General features: G+C 63.3%; 13 protein-coding genes and 5 pseudogenes. 17 read left to right on the top strand and 1 reads right to left on the bottom strand.

The window, feature by feature from the left end:
- Positions 1-27 precede the first annotated feature (27 nt).
- Together GCT13_RS35715 and GCT13_RS35720 are read left to right on the top strand one after the other, a co-directional pair.
- A complete protein-coding gene (locus tag GCT13_RS35715) occupies positions 28-849 on the top strand; it encodes an enoyl-CoA hydratase-related protein (RefSeq protein ID WP_321574840.1) in 822 nt (273 codons plus the stop codon).
- Between the two features lie 64 nt (positions 850-913).
- Entirely contained in the window at positions 914-2,287 is a 1,374-nt protein-coding gene (locus tag GCT13_RS35720; protein ID WP_152766439.1) for an MFS transporter, read from the top strand.
- 49 nt (positions 2,288-2,336) lie between these two features.
- Here the strand turns inward: GCT13_RS35720 and GCT13_RS35725 are convergent.
- Positions 2,337-3,491, bottom strand: a pseudogene (locus GCT13_RS35725) (NAD-dependent succinate-semialdehyde dehydrogenase); the annotation flags it as partial.
- Between GCT13_RS35725 and GCT13_RS35730 the strand changes: the two are divergent.
- The 15 genes and pseudogenes from GCT13_RS35730 to GCT13_RS35800 all read left to right on the top strand — a co-directional run.
- Positions 3,405-4,052: pseudogene (locus GCT13_RS35730) on the top strand (helix-turn-helix domain-containing protein); the annotation flags it as partial. The pseudogenes GCT13_RS35725 and GCT13_RS35730 sit on opposite strands and share 87 nt — an antisense overlap.
- A 39-nt stretch (positions 4,053-4,091) precedes the next feature.
- A pseudogene (locus tag GCT13_RS35735) lies at positions 4,092-4,468 on the top strand (DDE-type integrase/transposase/recombinase); the annotation flags it as partial.
- A 57-nt stretch (positions 4,469-4,525) separates the two neighbouring features.
- Positions 4,526-4,792, top strand: a pseudogene (locus GCT13_RS35740) (DDE-type integrase/transposase/recombinase); the annotation flags it as partial.
- A 404-nt stretch (positions 4,793-5,196) separates the two neighbouring features.
- Complete coding sequence (locus tag GCT13_RS35745) at positions 5,197-5,706, top strand: MaoC family dehydratase (protein ID WP_087732151.1); 510 nt, start codon at positions 5,197-5,199, stop codon at positions 5,704-5,706.
- Between the two features lie 114 nt (positions 5,707-5,820).
- On the top strand, positions 5,821-6,039 hold the full coding sequence (locus GCT13_RS35750) for a hypothetical protein (protein ID WP_152766441.1): 219 nt from the start codon (positions 5,821-5,823) through the stop codon (positions 6,037-6,039).
- Positions 6,029-7,426 carry an amidase gene (locus tag GCT13_RS35755; protein ID WP_193727842.1) on the top strand — a complete coding sequence of 466 codons (1,398 nt, stop codon included), beginning with the start codon at positions 6,029-6,031 and terminating at the stop codon, positions 7,424-7,426. The genes GCT13_RS35750 and GCT13_RS35755 overlap by 11 nt, the downstream gene beginning before the upstream one ends.
- A 122-nt stretch (positions 7,427-7,548) precedes the next feature.
- Positions 7,549-8,937, top strand: a complete 1,389-nt coding sequence (locus tag GCT13_RS35760; protein ID WP_152766445.1) for an MFS transporter — start codon at positions 7,549-7,551, stop codon at positions 8,935-8,937.
- A gap of 51 nt (positions 8,938-8,988) precedes the next feature.
- Positions 8,989-10,437 carry an MmgE/PrpD family protein gene (locus tag GCT13_RS35765; protein WP_152766447.1) on the top strand — a complete coding sequence of 483 codons (1,449 nt, stop codon included), beginning with the start codon at positions 8,989-8,991 and terminating at the stop codon, positions 10,435-10,437.
- 46 nt (positions 10,438-10,483) lie between these two features.
- Positions 10,484-11,656, top strand: a complete 1,173-nt coding sequence (locus tag GCT13_RS35770) for an acyl-CoA dehydrogenase family protein (RefSeq protein WP_152766449.1) — start codon at positions 10,484-10,486, stop codon at positions 11,654-11,656.
- On the top strand, positions 11,653-12,843 hold the full coding sequence (locus GCT13_RS35775; RefSeq protein ID WP_152766451.1) for a CaiB/BaiF CoA transferase family protein: 1,191 nt from the start codon (positions 11,653-11,655) through the stop codon (positions 12,841-12,843). Before GCT13_RS35770 ends, GCT13_RS35775 begins: the two co-directional genes overlap by 4 nt.
- 38 nt (positions 12,844-12,881) lie before the next feature.
- Positions 12,882-13,625 carry a GntR family transcriptional regulator gene (locus GCT13_RS35780; protein WP_152766453.1) on the top strand — a complete coding sequence of 248 codons (744 nt, stop codon included), beginning with the start codon at positions 12,882-12,884 and terminating at the stop codon, positions 13,623-13,625.
- Between the two features lie 59 nt (positions 13,626-13,684).
- Positions 13,685-14,494: an HpcH/HpaI aldolase/citrate lyase family protein gene (locus GCT13_RS35785; RefSeq protein WP_152766455.1), complete on the top strand. Its 810-nt coding sequence runs from the start codon at positions 13,685-13,687 to the stop codon at positions 14,492-14,494.
- Between the two features lie 404 nt (positions 14,495-14,898).
- Positions 14,899-15,315 carry an IS66-like element accessory protein TnpA gene (gene tnpA, locus GCT13_RS35790; RefSeq protein WP_152766457.1) on the top strand — a complete coding sequence of 139 codons (417 nt, stop codon included), beginning with the start codon at positions 14,899-14,901 and terminating at the stop codon, positions 15,313-15,315.
- On the top strand, positions 15,312-15,659 hold the full coding sequence (gene tnpB, locus GCT13_RS35795) for an IS66 family insertion sequence element accessory protein TnpB (RefSeq protein ID WP_321574842.1): 348 nt from the start codon (positions 15,312-15,314) through the stop codon (positions 15,657-15,659). Before tnpA ends, tnpB begins: the two co-directional genes overlap by 4 nt.
- A 38-nt stretch (positions 15,660-15,697) precedes the next feature.
- A pseudogene (locus GCT13_RS35800) lies at positions 15,698-15,973 on the top strand (IS6 family transposase); the annotation flags it as partial.
- Positions 15,974-16,019 lie beyond the last annotated feature (46 nt).

Genomic DNA, 16,019 nt, shown 5'->3' on the forward strand with positions numbered 1-16,019 from the left:
GGCCGGGAACAATCAGGAGACTTTTTCGTGTCAGCTTATCCAAATGATGCCAGTTCACTGGTCGAGTCGTCCGTCGATGCCGGCGTGCTTACGCTCACGCTGAACAGCCCGAGCGACGGCAATGCGCTGACCGTCGCAATGACGGAGGCGCTGTCGGGCGAGCTGGAGCAGGTCAACGACCGGCGCGACGTGCACTGCGTGCTGCTGCGTTCGTCGTCGCGGCACTTCTGCACGGGTGGCAACGTGAAGGACATGCAAAGCGGCAGCGATCTGATGAGCGGCAGCGTCGAGGAGGTACGCGATCGCCTGCTTCGCAGCCTGCACAGGATCACGCGCGCAATGATCGCGCTCGAGGTGCCGTCGGTGTGCGCGGTCAATGGCGCCGCGGTCGGAGCGGGCTGCGATCTCGCGCTGATGTGCGACATCCGCCTGGCGAGCACGAAAGCCTTGTTCGCAGAAAGTTTCTTGCGGCTCGGGCTGGTGTCGGGCATCGGCGGATCGTGGTTCCTGGCGCGGATCGTGGGCCACGCGAAGGCGCTTGAACTGACGTTGACCAATGAGTTCGTCGATGCAGAAGCGGCGCAGGGCCTCGGCATCGTCTCGAAGGTGGTGCCGGAGGAGGCGCTCGACATCGAGGCCCGATCGCTGGCGAAGCAAATCGCGCAAAACCCGCCGACGGCACTTCGCATGGCGAAGCGGCTCGTGCGCGAAGCGGCCGACGCTTCGCTGTCGTCGACGCTCGACATGGCGGCAAGCATGCAGGCCATTCTCTTGTGCGGCCACGAGCACAAAGAGGCCGTCGGCCGGTTTCTCGAGCAACAGGCGGCGAAAAAGCGCACACACATGTGATGCGCCGATACGGCCACCGCGTCGATCGCGCGAGGCCTCACAAACTGAATCAGAGGAGACGACCATGTCCACGACTTCCGGAGCCCGCAATCCAAAGCCCGGCATGCTGCGGATCATCGCCACATCGAGCCTCGGAACGATGCTCGAGTATTACGATTTCTTTGTCTATGTCGCGCTGACGTCGACCTTGACGCACTTGTTCCTTCCATCGACCGACCGGACCGTCGCAGCGATGGCAGGCGTCGCCACGTTCGGCATCGCGTATGTTGCGCGGCCGTTGGGCACGGTCATCTTCAGCCCGATGGCCGATCGGATCGGACGCAAGAAGACGTTTGTCATCACGCTCGCGATCATGGGTGTCGCCACGGTGGGAATCGGCTGTCTGCCGACCTACGCGGCGGCCGGCGTGCTAGCGCCGATCGGCCTGATCACGCTACGCGTGTTGCAGGGCGTCGCGCTCGGCGGCGAATACGGCTCTGCGGTGGTGTACGTTATGGAGCATGCCCCCGCGGGCCGCAAAGGCATGGCGACGAGCGTGCTGCAGAGCACCGCGAGCGTCGGCCTGCTGCTGGCACTGGCGATCGTGTCCGCACTGAAGTTCGCGCTGGATGCATCGGCGTTCGAATCCTGGGGCTGGCGCGTCCCGTTCCTGATCTCGGCGCCGATCGTCGCGGTGGCGACATGGATTCGGCTCGGCATGACCGAAACGCCCGTATTCGCGGAGATGAAACAGGCTGGCCGTCTGTCGAAATCGCCGCTGCAGGACACCTTGTCGAGCGCGACGTCGTGGAAAGCGATTCTGGTGGCGATGTTCGGCGCCCAGGGCGGAACATCGGTGTCGCTCTACACATCGATCGTCTATATGCTGTATTTCCTGCAGAACGTGTTGAAGGTCGATCCTTCGCGCGCGAATCTGTGCCTCGGTGTCGCGATCGTCGTCGCCGCGCCGCTTTATCCCGTGTTCGGTCGTCTGTCCGACGCGATCGGCCGATCCCGCGTCATGTTGATTGGCATCGTGCTCTGGATTCTTGCAGCGTATCCGGCTTTCGCTGGTATCAGGACGAATGCTCTTGCGGGCGGCTGGGCGGCGGTGACGCTGCTCATCGCGCTGCTGGCCGTGTTGACGGCGATGATCATGGCGCCGTTGCCGGCGTTCATCGCCGAGTGTTTTCAGCCGCAGAGCAGGACAACGGGCTTCGGATTGTCGCAACAACTCGGCAATGTGCTTTTCGGCGGATTCCTTCCGTTGATCAGTCTTTCGCTCGTCAATCTGACCGGCAACCCGCTTGCGGGCGTCGGGTATTCGATCGTGTCGCTGTTGCCCTGTCTGGTCGTCACGTTCTTCTGGGGACTGCGGCAGGACCAGCTCATCCGGCAGCGCAATCACGAGGTCCAGTGCGCGAGCCCCGCGGACGCAGCCCAGTTACCGGTGCGCTGAGCCTGCGATGACACGAGGCGCGGCATCTCGATGTCGCGCCTCGCGCCGTTCAGGCGAGACCGCTCATCAGCGTGTATTTCACGTGCACATATTCCTCGATTCCGTAATGACTGCCTTCGCGCCCATACCCGGATTGCTTCACGCCGCCGAACGGCACCGAAGCCGTGCCGACCGAGCCGGAATTCATAATCACCATGCCCGCCTCGAGGTCACGCGACAGCCGGAATGCACGGCCCAGATCGCGAGTGAACGCGTAGGCGACGAGACCATATTCGGTGTCGTTGCTACGTGCAATGACTTCGGCTTCGGTGGAGAAGCGATAGATCGGGAAGACGGGTCCGAATATTTCGGTCGAGGCGATCGGCATATCGTCCGCGACATCGACGAGGATGGTGGGCGCATAGAAGAGACCGCCTTTTACGTGCGGATGTCCGCCGAGCACGACTTCGGCGCCGCGCCTGCGGCAATCATCGACGAGTTGGCCGACCTTGTCGATGGCCGCCCGATTGATCAGCGGACCGACGACGAACCGTTCCTGCTGACCTTGATCAACCGGAATGGCCTCGACGAGCGCCTTGACTCGCTGAACGAACTGGTCGTGCACGCCCGCCTGAACATACACCCGGTTCGGCGAGATGCAGACCTGCCCGCCGTTTCGCAGCTTCGCGGACACGAGTGCTTTTGCGGCTTCGTCGAGATCGGCGTCGTCGAAGACCACGAACGGCGCGTTGCCGCCCAGTTCCATCGTCATTGTCTTCAGCGTGCCGGCGCACTGCGCGGCGAGCAACTTGCCGACCGCGGTCGAACCCGTAAACGAGATCTTCCGGATGCGCGGATCGTCGGTGATCAGGTTGCCGATCTGCACCGGATCGCCGGTCACGATCTCGAACACGCCTTCCGGAATGCCGGCACGCCGCGCGTACTCGAGCAGCTTGTATGCGGTCAGCGGGGTTTCCTCGGCAGGCTTCATGAGGATCGTGCAACCCGCTGCGAGCGCGGTCGCCACCTTGCGCGTGATCATCATGAACGGGAAATTCCACGGCGTGATCGCCGCGACTGGCCCGACAGGTTCTTTCGTGACGATCACCGCTGCGTCTTTCGCGTGGGTGGGAATGGTATCGCCGTGTACGTGCGCCTCGATCCGACACTTGCCGCCAATGTATTGCTGCAGATCGACGAGTGCGACGGCGTGGTGCCGGGCGAGCCGGGCGGCATGGTCACGACGAGGCTCGATCTGGCGCTCGGCGAGACCATGCTGCGGTTTCTCGATGCGATGCGTGATCCGCTCGAAGCCGCGCTATTGGGGCCATCGCTAGTGCGGGAGATGTACTTTCGCGTTTTGATCGGAAAGCAGGGCGGTTCGATGCGTGCGGCGCTCAAGCTGGATGGGAACTTCGGGCGGATTTCCAAAGCGCTGCGCAAGATTCATTCGAGCTATGCCGAGGCGCTGACGATCGAAACGCTCGCGAGGGAAGCGACGATGAGCGTGCCGTCGTTTCATATGCATTTCAAGGCGGCCACGAAGACCTCTCCGCTGGAATACATCAAGTCGACACGACTGCATCAGGCGAGGCTATTGATGGCGCGGCAGGGAATGACCGCCGCTGCGGCAAGCGCCCAAGTGGGCTATGAAAGTGCGTCGCAGTTCAGCCGCGAGTTCAAGCGGCTCTTTGTTGGCACGCCTTCCGAAGAATTGCGACGGATGAAGCGGCATTTCGCGCTGCCCGACGCGGAGCCAGCCTCGCTATACGTTTCGTCGCATTGATTCGGCAGTTGAATGATTTCGACCATCGCTTCCTTGCCGCTGGAAGCACTGCTACGCGCCCATCGCGACAAGACTACGGCCCGGCGTTACTTTGAGAAATCGATCACTCAGAATGGCGTCCCCGAGACGGTGAACATCGACGAAAGCGGAGCCAATCTCGTCGCGCTCGAAGCGATCAATGCTGATCGTGATACGCCTATCAAGATTCGCCAGTCCAAATATCTCCACAACCTCGTCGAGCGACCATCGGGCGATCAAGCGGTGAGCCCGACCTATGCTGGGCTTCAAGAATTCTCGCTGCCCGGATCATTCTGGCCGGCATTGAGCTTGTGTACATGATCGCGAAGGGACAGATGAAGTGTGCTCGCGGAAGCCATCCGGCCTCCGCTGCTCAATTCTACGATCTCGCAATATAAGCAGTACTTCGCACATCGATCTCTTTCGTCTCTTTATCCTTACCGCGACAAAGCCGCTATCCGGCCGCGAAAGCCGAAATCGCCGAGTTGACGAACGTCAAGCATGTCTTCGTCAAAGCGAGCGCCCGGGTGAACAACCGCGCCGAAAACAGTCATCAGCCCACGCGGGAACGCGAGCGTCGGATGCGTGGTTTCCGAGTCCCTCAACGCACCCAGGCGTTCCTGTCGAGCTTCGGCCCGATCCGGCAGCACTTCGCGCTCAAGAGACATTTGCTACGCGCCTCGCGTTATCGCAACCAGCTCGCCGCGCGCTTTGTCACATGACGTCACTTCACTGAGCTCACCCAAGGTTCGTCCGCTTTCTGAGAGCACGGGCTACCTCTCCGCCATTGCGTCGCGAACAACTCAACGTGACAGCGCCCTTTCAATTGATGACACGCGTTCACTGACGTAACAATGACAGATTCACTGCCGCCTGCGATGACACCCGTTAATCCGGTGTAGATCAAGACAAAGTTCATTTTGCTCCACGGTAGTAACGTAGCGTATCGCGCTGTGTACCGTCGCGGCGGTGGCTCTCCCAACTTCCGTTCCCGCCGCGCCTTGGCATAAACCCTGGCCGAGATTCCCGACTCTGTGCCTTGACAGCAATTTGTCTTCGCTCAATACTTTGTCCGTACAAAGTGACAATCACCGAACAAAGTCGGTCGAAACTGGAGACGCAGGCAATGGACGTGAAACGAGAGCAGGTTGGCGAAACGCGCCGCATCCGCGCCAGCTACGGGCGCTATCTGGAAGATTTCGAAATCGGCGACATCTACGAACACCGGCCCGGACGCACGATCACCGAGGCCGACAACATTCATTTTTCGCTGCTGACGATGAACTTCCATCCAATGCATTGCGATGCCGCCCATGCCGCGAAGAGCGAGTTCGGCCAACTGCTCGTCAATAGTGGTCTGACCGTGGCCATCGTGCTCGGCATGACGGTCAACGACGTGAGCGGCAAGGCGATTGCCAATCTTGGCTGGAAGGAAATCAATCTCACGGCTCCCGTGTTTTGCGGCGACACGCTCTATGCGGAGTCCGAAGTGTTAGAGAAACGCGAATCGCGTTCGCGTCCAACCCAGGGGATCGTCACCGTGCATACACGCGCGTTCAACCAGAACGGCGTGCAGGTGATGGATTTCGTGCGCAGTGCGCTGATTCCGAAGCGTGGTCACGGCGTCGGCGATTGATATCCGCGGCCCTCACGGTGCGCGGCGCGCGCTGTACTCGAATCACCTTATGCGCAGCGCCAGGGCGCTGCGGCTTTTCTCGCCGGATGACATTGATTGCAGGGGGAGATGGGCATGTCGAATGAAAGTCGGGCGGATTTCAATGTCGGGGCGCAGTCGTGGGTGGAGCAGTTTGGCTCCGCGGCGCTGAGTTCCGGCCATGCCGATTCGCTGATCGAGGCAGCGCACGCGACCGTGCGGGCGGTTGCCGATGCGGCGCAATCGCTCGACTGGCTCGAGGCCGACGCGTTCACGCGCACTTTGCAAAACCCGGAGCCGGGCCATGAGCGCTGAGACATTCCCGGTGTCAACGCAAACATGCGCGCACCGCACGGCAGCCGCGCTGCGCGAAGCGGAACGAGCGGGGCAGCGAGGTGGCTTCGTGCGTCTGCGCGAAGAGGCCGCATTATCGCAAGCGCGCGCAGTCGACCGGCAACGCGCCGAGGGCGTGCATGCCGGCCGTTTGCAGGGCGCGCCGCTCGCGCACAAGGACATGTTCTTCCGTGCCGGCGAACTGAGCGAATGCGGCAGCCGTATTCTCGCGGGTCATCGCGCCTCACATACGGCCACGGTGCTGCGGCGACTCGACGCGGCGGGCGCGATCGATCTCGGCGCCTTGCACATGGCCGAGTTCGCGATGAGCCCCACCGGCTTCAATGCGCATCTGGGCCATGGCCGCAATGCATGGTCTGACGCGCATGTGAGCGGCGGCTCGTCGAGTGGTAGCGGCACTGCGGTAGCGCTCGGCCTCGTGGCGGGCGCGCTAGGTTCCGATACGGGCGGTTCGGTGCGCATTCCCGCGGCTGTGAACGGCGTTACGGGGATGAAGCCAACGCAGCACGCGATCTCGATGCAAGGCGTGATGCCGCTTTCGCCGAGTCTCGATTGTGTAGGCGTCCTCGCACGCACGGCGCAGGACGCTGCCTCGATGCTCCAGGCGATCTGGGATGCCGATGCCGTAGATCCGCACTGCCTCGCGGCCGGCACACGGGATTTTGAACGCTCGATAGAGCGGCCATTGACGCGCGACGACATCGTCGCCGTGCCCGCTTTCGACGACGACGGTGCACCGGTTTCGGACGAAGTGCGCGCGACGGTATTGCGCGTTGCCGATGCGCTTGCGTCTTGCGGCGCGACGATTTGCAAGGTGGAAATGCCTGACCTGCGCGAAGCGGGCGCGCTCGCGACGCTGGTGCTCGGCGCGGAAGCGGCCTCCATCCACGCCAAATGGCTGCGCGAGTGCCGAGGCGACTATGGCGAGCAGGTGTTGCGCCGTCTCGAACGCGGCCTACTGTATCCCGCCACGCGCTATGTCGACGCACTGCGGCTGCGCGCGCGCTCGATGGCGCAGTTCGTCGAGCGCTACCTCGGCGGTGCCCATGCCTTGCTGCTGCCGGCGCTGCCCTACGCAGTGCCGACGATCGAGGAGACGCTCAAAGGCGATGCCGGCGAAATCGAGCGACGTTTCGGCGACTTCTCATACTGGACTCGCGGCATCAACTATCTCGGCTTGCCGGGTATGAGCGTGCCTGCGGGCAAGAGCGGCAATGGCATGCCGGTTGGCGTACAGCTCGTCGGGCGCCCGTGGAGCGAGGACGTGTTGCTGCGCCTCGCCCACCAGTTGCAGCGGCGTACCGACTGGCACTTGCCTTCGATACTTTCTCACCCACGAGCCGTCTGAAGCAGGACGATAATTTTTCAGTAAAAGAGCAACACGCAGGATAACTAATTTTACGGTGACATTCGGCATCGGATCGCGCTAGCGCATTCTGGCTGATGCCGCATCGTTCAGGAGACAACCGGATGAACGTTTCGTCTGTCAACGCAGGGGCCCGGCTAGACCGGCTGCCGCTCGCGCGCTTTCACTGGAGGATTCTCGGCCTGATCAGTGGCGGCGCGCTGCTCGATGCCTTCGACGTGTACCTCGCGGCGGGCGTGCTCGCCGCAACGGTGAAGTCGGGCTTCTCGACGCTCGCAAGCAATGCCGCGTTCATCTCGGCCACGTTCTTCGGCATGCTGATCGGTTCGGCTTTGGCCGGCTGGGTGGGCGACCGCTTCGGCCGCCGCTATTCGTATCAGATCAATCTCGCAGTGTTCGGCATTGCGTCGCTGCTCGCGTGCTTCGCGCCGAACATCGAAACGCTGATCGTGTTGCGCTTTCTAATGGGCATCGGACTTGGCGCCGAGCTTGTGGTCGCCGCCGGCACACTTTGCGAATTCGTGCCACCTGCGTATCGTGGACGTTGGATTTCGCTCATGGGCCTCCTGATCAACTCAGGTCTTCTGATCGCCACGAGCGTCGGCTATGTGGTGATTCCGAACCTCGGCTGGCGCTGGATGTTCGCGATCGCCGGCGCGGGTGCGATCGCGATCTGGATCATGCGCAAACGCATGCCGGAATCGCCACGCTGGCTGGAGTCGGTGGGGCGCGTTGCCGAGGCGGAAGCTACGCTCGCTGAAATCGAGGCGCAGATCGAGCGCGAAACCGGCAAGCTGCCGCCCGTGCTCGGCACGCAAGCCGTCACGCCGCGCCACCTGCCGCTGTCGGTGCTGTTCTCACGGCCAGTGGTAGGCCGCACGCTGGTGGCGGCGCTGGTGTGCGTGGCGGTCAATGTCTCGGTGTATGGCTTCGTTGCCTGGCTGCCCACGTTTTTCGTCAAGCAGGGGCTTACGGTCGTGCAGTCGCTCGGATTCGTCACGCTGATGGCGTTCGGCGCGCCCGGCGGCGCAGTAGTCGGCTATCTGGTCGGTGACCGGCTTGGGCGGCAGCGCGGCTTGATCGTGTTTTCGCTGGCCACCATCGTCCTTGGCTTTCTCTATCCGCAGATGCGCGATCCCGTCGCGATCTCGGTCACTGGTTTCGCGCTTGTCACGTCGATCTATACCTTTGTGACGCTCGGTCTCTACGGCTATATCCCCGAGTTGTTCCCTACGGCGTTCCGCCTGCGCGGCACGGGTTTCGCGGGCGTGTGCGGCCGCGCCGCTTCGATGTGCACGCCGTATGTGGCGGTCGCGCTGTTCCAGAACTTCGGCGTCACGGGCGTGCTCGCAATGGTGATCGGCATTCTGAGCCTCTTGATCGTCGCGCTGCTGGTGCTGCGCGTGGAGACGAGTGGCCAGTCGCTCGAGGAGATCGGCACGGTGGTCGAAGAGGACGTCACGGGCATGACCGCGGCGCACGCGGATCGCTGAACGCACCCAGCCGGCCCCGCGACGGCGGCCGGCGCAACTATTGGAGACGATATGAGCACCCAGGTTCTACGCAAGGACGATCAGGAAGCGAGCACGGCGGCAGGTGGCATTTCGGGCGAGCTTGCGCAATTCGCGCTCGAACTGAAGCTCGAAGCCGTACCCAAAGCCGTGCGCGAGCGTGCCAAGCATTTGCTGCTCGATGCGATCGGTCTCGCGTATGCCGCACACGCCACCGAATTCGCGGACGTGACGCTGGACGGACTTTCGGTGCTCGGCAAGGGCGATGCCACCGTGATCGGCTACGGCCGCGTGCTCACCGCACGCGACGCGATGGTGATGAACGGCGTGCTCGCACACGGCCTCGACTTCGACGACACGCATTCGCGCGGCGTGATTCATGCGACCGCGAGCCTCCTGCCGTGCGTATTCGGCGTGACCGATGGCCGGCCGCTCGACGGCGCGCAAGCGCTCGCCGCCTATATCGCCGGCATGGAAGCCGCCACGCGCATCGGCTCGGTGGCGAAAAGCGGCTTTCATCAGGTCGGCTTCCATCCGACCGGTGTGGTCGGCATTTTCGGCTGTGCGCTGGCGGCTTCGCGCCTGCTTGGCCTGACGCGCCAACAGGCGCAGATGGCCCAGGGCATTGCGCTTTCGATGGCGAGCGGCAGCCTGGAATTTCTGCAGGATGGCGCGTGGACCAAGCGCATGCATCCTGGCTGGGCGGCGCAATCGGCCTATACGGCGGCGACGCTTGCGTCGCGTGGCTATGTCGGTGCATCGGCGCCTTATGAAGGGCGCTTCGGGCTGTTCTCCAGCTACCTTGGTGAGCAGCGGGGCAACGCCGACCTCTCACTCGCGACGGCCGGGCTCGGCGAGAAGTGGGAGATCGAAGAAGTCGCCATCAAGCCCGTGCCGGCCTGCCATTTCACGCATGCGTTCGCCGATGCCGGGACCGCGCTGCATCACGAATGGCAGCGGCGCAGCTATAAGCTTACCGAACTGGTCGACCGCATTGGGCGTATTCGTGTGAAAGTGCCCGCGGGCGTCGTGAAGGTGGTGTGCGAGCCGGTGGCGAACAAGCGCCGCCCCGCCAATGCGTACGACGCTCAATTCAGCGTGCCGTATGTCACGGCGAGCGCGCTGGTGAAAGGGCGCTTCACGCTCGACGAACTGGAGCCCGCAGCGCTGCGCGACGATGCCGTGCTCGCACTGGCCGCCAAAGTCGAATACGAAATCGATCCCGACAGCACGTTCCCGCGCCACTACACCGGCGAAGTGTGCCTGGAACTGGCGGGCGGCGAAACCCTTTCGCACCGCGAGGCGATTCATCGCGGCAGCGCCGACCGGCCGCTCAGCAACGAGGAGATCGTCGCGAAGTATCGTGCGAATGCATGCCGTGCCTTGCCGGGGCATCGCGTTGAGAAGATCCGTGAAGCCGTGCTCGCGCTCGACACGTTGCCGGCCGGCGCCTGGCATGCAGCGCTTGGCGAGGCCGTCTGAATCGTAGCGTAGAAATCCATTCAATTCGCAGTTCGGAGAAAGTTACATGTCTCAAGTGGACGACAACGTAGTGGAACAGGCCGAGGACGATGCGCTGATTCTCGATATGCTGGACCGCTTCCTCAAGACCGAGGTCAAGCCCTATGTGCACGCACTCGAAAAGGCCGACGAATATCCGGCCGAGATCGTCGAGCAGATGAAGGAAATGGGCTTGTTCGGTTGCCTGATCGCCCCTGAATACGGCGGCCTCGGCCTCTCGGCGCGAACTTATGCGCGCATCGTCGAGCGCATGTCGGCGGTTTGGATGTCGCTGAGCGGCATCGTCAATTCGCATCTGATCATGGCGATGACCGTGCAGCGCAACGGCACGGAAGAACAGAAGGCGCAATTCCTGCCGCGTTTCGCCACGGGCGAACTGCGCGGCGGCATCGGCCTGACCGAGCCCGATTGCGGCACCGATCTGCAGGCAATTCGCACGACGGCCCGGCGCGATGGCGACCACTATGTGGTGAACGGCGCGAAGACCTGGATCACCAACAGCCTCTACGGCAACTGCCTCGTGCTGCTCGTGAAGACTGATCCTGCCGCGCAGCCGCGGCACAAGGGCATGAGCCTGCTGATCGCGGAGAAGGGGCCGGGCTTCGACGTGAGCCGCAAGCTGGAGAAGCTCGGCTACAAGGGCATCGACACCTGCGAGCTCAATTTCGACGGCTACCGCGTGCCGGCCGACCGTTTGATCGGCGGTGTTGAAGGCCGTGGCCTGCAGCAGATTCTTGGCGGGCTTGAACTGGGCCGCATCAACGTGGCCGCGCGCGGGCTTGGCATCGCGGTCGCGGCGCTTGATGCTTCGGTGGCGTACAGCCAGATGCGCAAGACCTTCGGCAAGCCGATCTGCGAGCACCAGGCCATTCAGTTGAAGCTCGGCGAAATGGCTACACGCGTTCATGCGGCGCGCCTGCTCGTCGACGCTGCGGCGCAGGCCTACGATCGCGGCGAACGCTGTGACATGGAAGCCGGCATGGCGAAATACTTCGCCACGGAGGCGGGTGTCGAGAACAGCACGGAAGCAATGCGCATACACGGCGCGTATGGCTATTCGAAGGAGTTCGAGATCGAGCGGCTGTATCGCGACGCGCCGCTGCTCGTGATCGGCGAAGGCACCAACGAGTTGCAGCGCATCATCATCGCGAAGCAACTGATCGCAAGGAGCCCCGTATGAGCCTGCCGCTTGAGGGAGTGCGAATCGTCGCCGTGGAGCAGTACGGCGCGGGCCCGTTCGCCACACAGCATCTCGCGGATCTCGGCGCGGACGTGATCAAGATCGAAAACGCGAAGGACGGCGGCGACGTGGGCCGCGCGGTCGGGCCGCATTATTTCGGCCCAGCAGACAGCCACTTTTACGAGGCCTTTAACCGCAACAAGCGCAGCATCGCACTGGACCTCAAGAGCAGCGAAGGCAAGGAGGTGTTGCTCAAGCTGGTGGAGAAGGCCGATGCGGTGTTCGACAATCTGCGCGGCGATCTGCCCGCAAGCCTCGGGCTCGATTACGCGGCGCTTTCGCGAGCCAACCCGGCCATCGTCTGCGCGCATCTCTCGGCATACGGGCGCACGGGTTCGCGCAAGGCGTGGCCGGGTTACGACTACCTGATGCAGGCCGAAGCGGGTTATCTCTCGCTGACTGGCGAGCCGGACGGGCCGCCCGCGCGCTTCGGCCTCTCGATCATCGACCTGATGACGGGCACTACGGCGGCGATGGCGCTGCTTGCGGGCATCGTCGAGGCGCGCCAGAGCGGGCGCGGCCGAGACGTGGACGTGAGCCTCTTCGATGTCGCGCTCCACAACCTCGCTTACGTGGCAACGTGGTATCTCAACGGCGGCCATACGACGAAACGCGAGCCGCGTTCGAGCCATCCGTCGCTCACGCCGAGCGAGCTGTACCGCACGCGCGACGGCTGGATCTTCCTCATGTGCAATAAGGAGAAGTTCTGGGGCGTGCTCGCGAACGTGGTCGGCAAGCCCGAATGGATCGATGACCCGGAACTGTGCAACTACGCAGCGCGCCTGAAACATCGCAACCGCGTGCGCCGTGAACTGGACGACGTTCTAATGACCGCCGACACCTCGACGTGGATGGAGCGCTTCGCCGGCAAGGTGCCGGCTGCGCCCGTCTACGACGTTGCGCAGGCGCTCGACAATCCGTTCGTGGCCGAGCAGGCGCGCGTGGTCGAGTTCGAGCACCCCGAGCATGGGCCGATCAAGGGCGTGGCCTCGCCCGTGCGCATCGACGCGGCCTTGCCCATGCGCGCCGCGCCGCGCATGGGTGAGCACACCGACGAGGTGCTTCGCGAGGCCGGATTCGCGGACGACACGATCGCTTGGCTGCGCCGGCAGGCTGTGGTGCAATGACAGCATCGCTTTCGCCGCGGGCTCCGCCGCTTTCCCGTATGACACCTTTGCTGAATCAGCAGCCTCGTTATCTGCAACTGGCGCAGACGCTCATCAACGAAATCCGCAGTGGACGGTACGCCGTTGGCGCGTTTTTGCCCACGGAGTTCGACCTGTGCGAGCAGTTCGGCGCGAGCCGACATACGGTGCGCGAGGCCGTGCGCCGGCTCGTGCAGATGGGCCTTGTCGATCGGCATCCGGGTGTCGGCACGCGTGTGCTGGCCCGCGAGGCGGTGAGCGGCTATCAGCAGGTGATGAGGCAGTTGAACGACCTGCACCAGTACACGGCCGACACGGAGCTGACGCTGCTCAGGCGCGATCTCGTCGAAGTAGACGACGCGCTCGCGAAGGTGCTACGCGCGAGCCACGGCGAGACCTGGTTGCATCTCGAAGGGGTGCGCACGAGCGGCAACGAGGTCGATCCGATCTGCGTGAGCGACATTTACATTCACCCGGCGTTTCGCGCGGTGGAAGTCGAGGGGCATTCGCACACGCCGATTTACGCGCTGATCGAGCAGCAGTTCGGCGAGCAGATCGCGGCGGTCCAGCAGGAGATTCGGGCGACGCTCATTACCGCGGCGCAGGCGCGCCTGCTCAACACGCAGGCCCGCTCGCCCGCGCTGTGGATTTGCCGGCGCTATCTGAACCGGCGCGAGGAAGTGGTAGAGGCGGCGATCAGCGTTCACCCGTCCGAGCGCTTCAGTTATCTGGAAACATTTCAGCGCGACTGGCGCGCGACCTGAGGCATCGTCCTGCGCGCGGACGATTTTCTCAGGCGTCGCGCCCGCGCAAGGGACACTCAATGGAAGCGGCAACCAGTTATCTCTTCGTGCCCGGTGAGCGCGCCGAACGATTCGACAAGGCGCTTGCGAGCGGCGCAGACCGCGTGATTCTCGATCTCGAAGACGCCGTGCTGCCCGAGGCGAAATCGCTGGCGCGCGATACGCTGCACAACTGGCTCGAACAGCATGGCGCCGATTCGCGCGTGCTGGTGCGCGTCAACGGCGTGGAAACGCCGTGGCATGGCGACGACGTTCGCCTTGCCGCGCTGCCGGGCGTGGCCGGCATCATGCTGCCGAAGGCCGAGCGCGCGAGCGATCTCGCGCATGTCCGCGCCAGGTTGCGTGAATCGCAGGCGCTCTATGCGCTGATTGAAAGCGTAGATGCCATCGTGCGGCTGCGCGAGATTGCAGCAGCGGCGGGACTGACGCGTCTCGCGTTCGGCTCATTCGACTTTTGCTCGGACGCGGGCATCGGCGACGACCGTGCAGCGCTCGATCCGGTGCGCACGCAACTGGTGATCGAGTCGCGCCATGCGAGGCTGCCGGCGCCCGTCGATGGCGTGACGCTGGCGATCGGCGACGACGCCGCGCTCGCCGAGGACGTTCTCCACGCGCGGATGTTCGGCATGGGAGCGAAGCTGTGCATCCATCCGCGCCAGGTGGGTGTGGTGAAACGCGGCTTCCTGCCGACCGACGCCGAATGCGCGTGGGCGCGCCGCGTACTCGCCGCAATCGCGCAAAGCGGTGCGGGCGCAATCGCTGTGGACGGCAAACTGGTTGACCGTCCCGTGGTCGAGCGTGCGAAGATGATCATCGCGCGGGCTGCCTGAGAGGGAGCATCGCCCCGACTTGCTAAGCAGAGTTCGGACGTGTGGCCCATTGCTGTGCGGAAGGGTACTTATTTGATGCTGTTACGTCTCCGGCCCTGCACCGCATGGCGGTTGCGCTAGCAACTTCCTGGTGAACACCTGATTGCCAACGGAGCCTAGCTTTAAAAAAATCGATATAGTTGGGCCGGTGCGTGATACGCATCAAGGCTCGCGGCTGAGACCTAACTCGATTTGGCATAAAAACCGTGACACCCGGATCCATCCGACTGCTGCCCGATATGTTGTCTCTGGTCTGTTGTGCAAAAGCGGCGCAGAGCGGGCGTAAGCGTTGCCCGAGTACCGTCTAGACCGATGGCGCCAAAGTGGACACAGTAGGCCCCACCAAACGAGTGGTGGAGACTACTTTGTCACCTGAGATAGCAACAGCAGCGAAACGGACGCGTAAAGGTACCCCCAACCACCCCATCGAGTTTCGGCGAGAACTCGCAAAGCTCGCCCGTGAACCGGGTGTCTCGGTCGCACGGCTGGCTCTGGAACACGGGGCCAATACGAATCTGTTGTTCAAATGGCGCCGGGCCTATCAAGCGGGACAGTACGAGTCGCCGACACTGTTGCCGGTAGAAGTGGCGCACGAGGAACGCACGATTGAGAACGCGGCTGCGTTGCCCGTTCAGTCGCAGAGCAAGGCCTTCCCGGTCGTCGCAGGAGTGATTGAGATTTGCGTCGGCATCGCACGCGTGCGTATCGAGGGCACGCCCGACGCAGCCACGCTGCGTGTTGTGTTGCGTACGTTGCGTGCCGCTGCGGAGGCTGAGACGTGATTGGTCTTCCTGCCGGCACGCGTGTGTGGCTGGCTGCTGGCGTGACCGACATGCGGGCCGGATTCAACAGTCTCGCCGCCAAGGTGCAGACCGTGCTGGACCGCGATCCGTTCTGCGGGCACGTCTTCGTGTTTCGCGGCAAACGCGGCGACCTGCTCAAAGTGCTGTGGTGGAGTGGCGATGGCATGTGCCTGCTGATGAAGCGACTCGAGAAGGGGCGCTTCGTATGGCCTCAAGCCGACGGTGGCGTTATATGCCTGAGCCCGGCGCAACTATCAATGCTGCTGGAAGGCGTCGACTGGCGGCAACCGACGAGAACAGCACGACCCACCTCAGCGTTGTAAACGTCGTTGCTGGCGCGTAAACTGCCTGCATGACGCGCGCGAACGTCAGGCATGTATTCGTCAAAGCCGGCGCCCGGGTGAACAACCGCGCCGAAAACAGTCATCAGCCCACGCGGGAACGCGAGCGTCGGATGCGTGGTTTCCGAGTCCCTCAACGCACCCAGGCGCTCCTGTCGAGCTTCGGCCCGATCCGGCAGCACTTTGCGCTCAAGAGACATTTGCTACGCGCCTCCCTTTATCGCAACCCGCTCGCCGCGCGCTTTGTCGCATGGCGTCACTTCACTGAGCTCACCCAAGGTTCGTCCGCTTTCTGAGGGAACGGGCTCCCTCTCCGTCATTGCGTCGCGAACAACTCAACGT

This window comes from Paraburkholderia franconis (assembly GCF_009362735.1).
GTDB classification, from domain to species: domain Bacteria; phylum Pseudomonadota; class Gammaproteobacteria; order Burkholderiales; family Burkholderiaceae; genus Paraburkholderia; species Paraburkholderia franconis.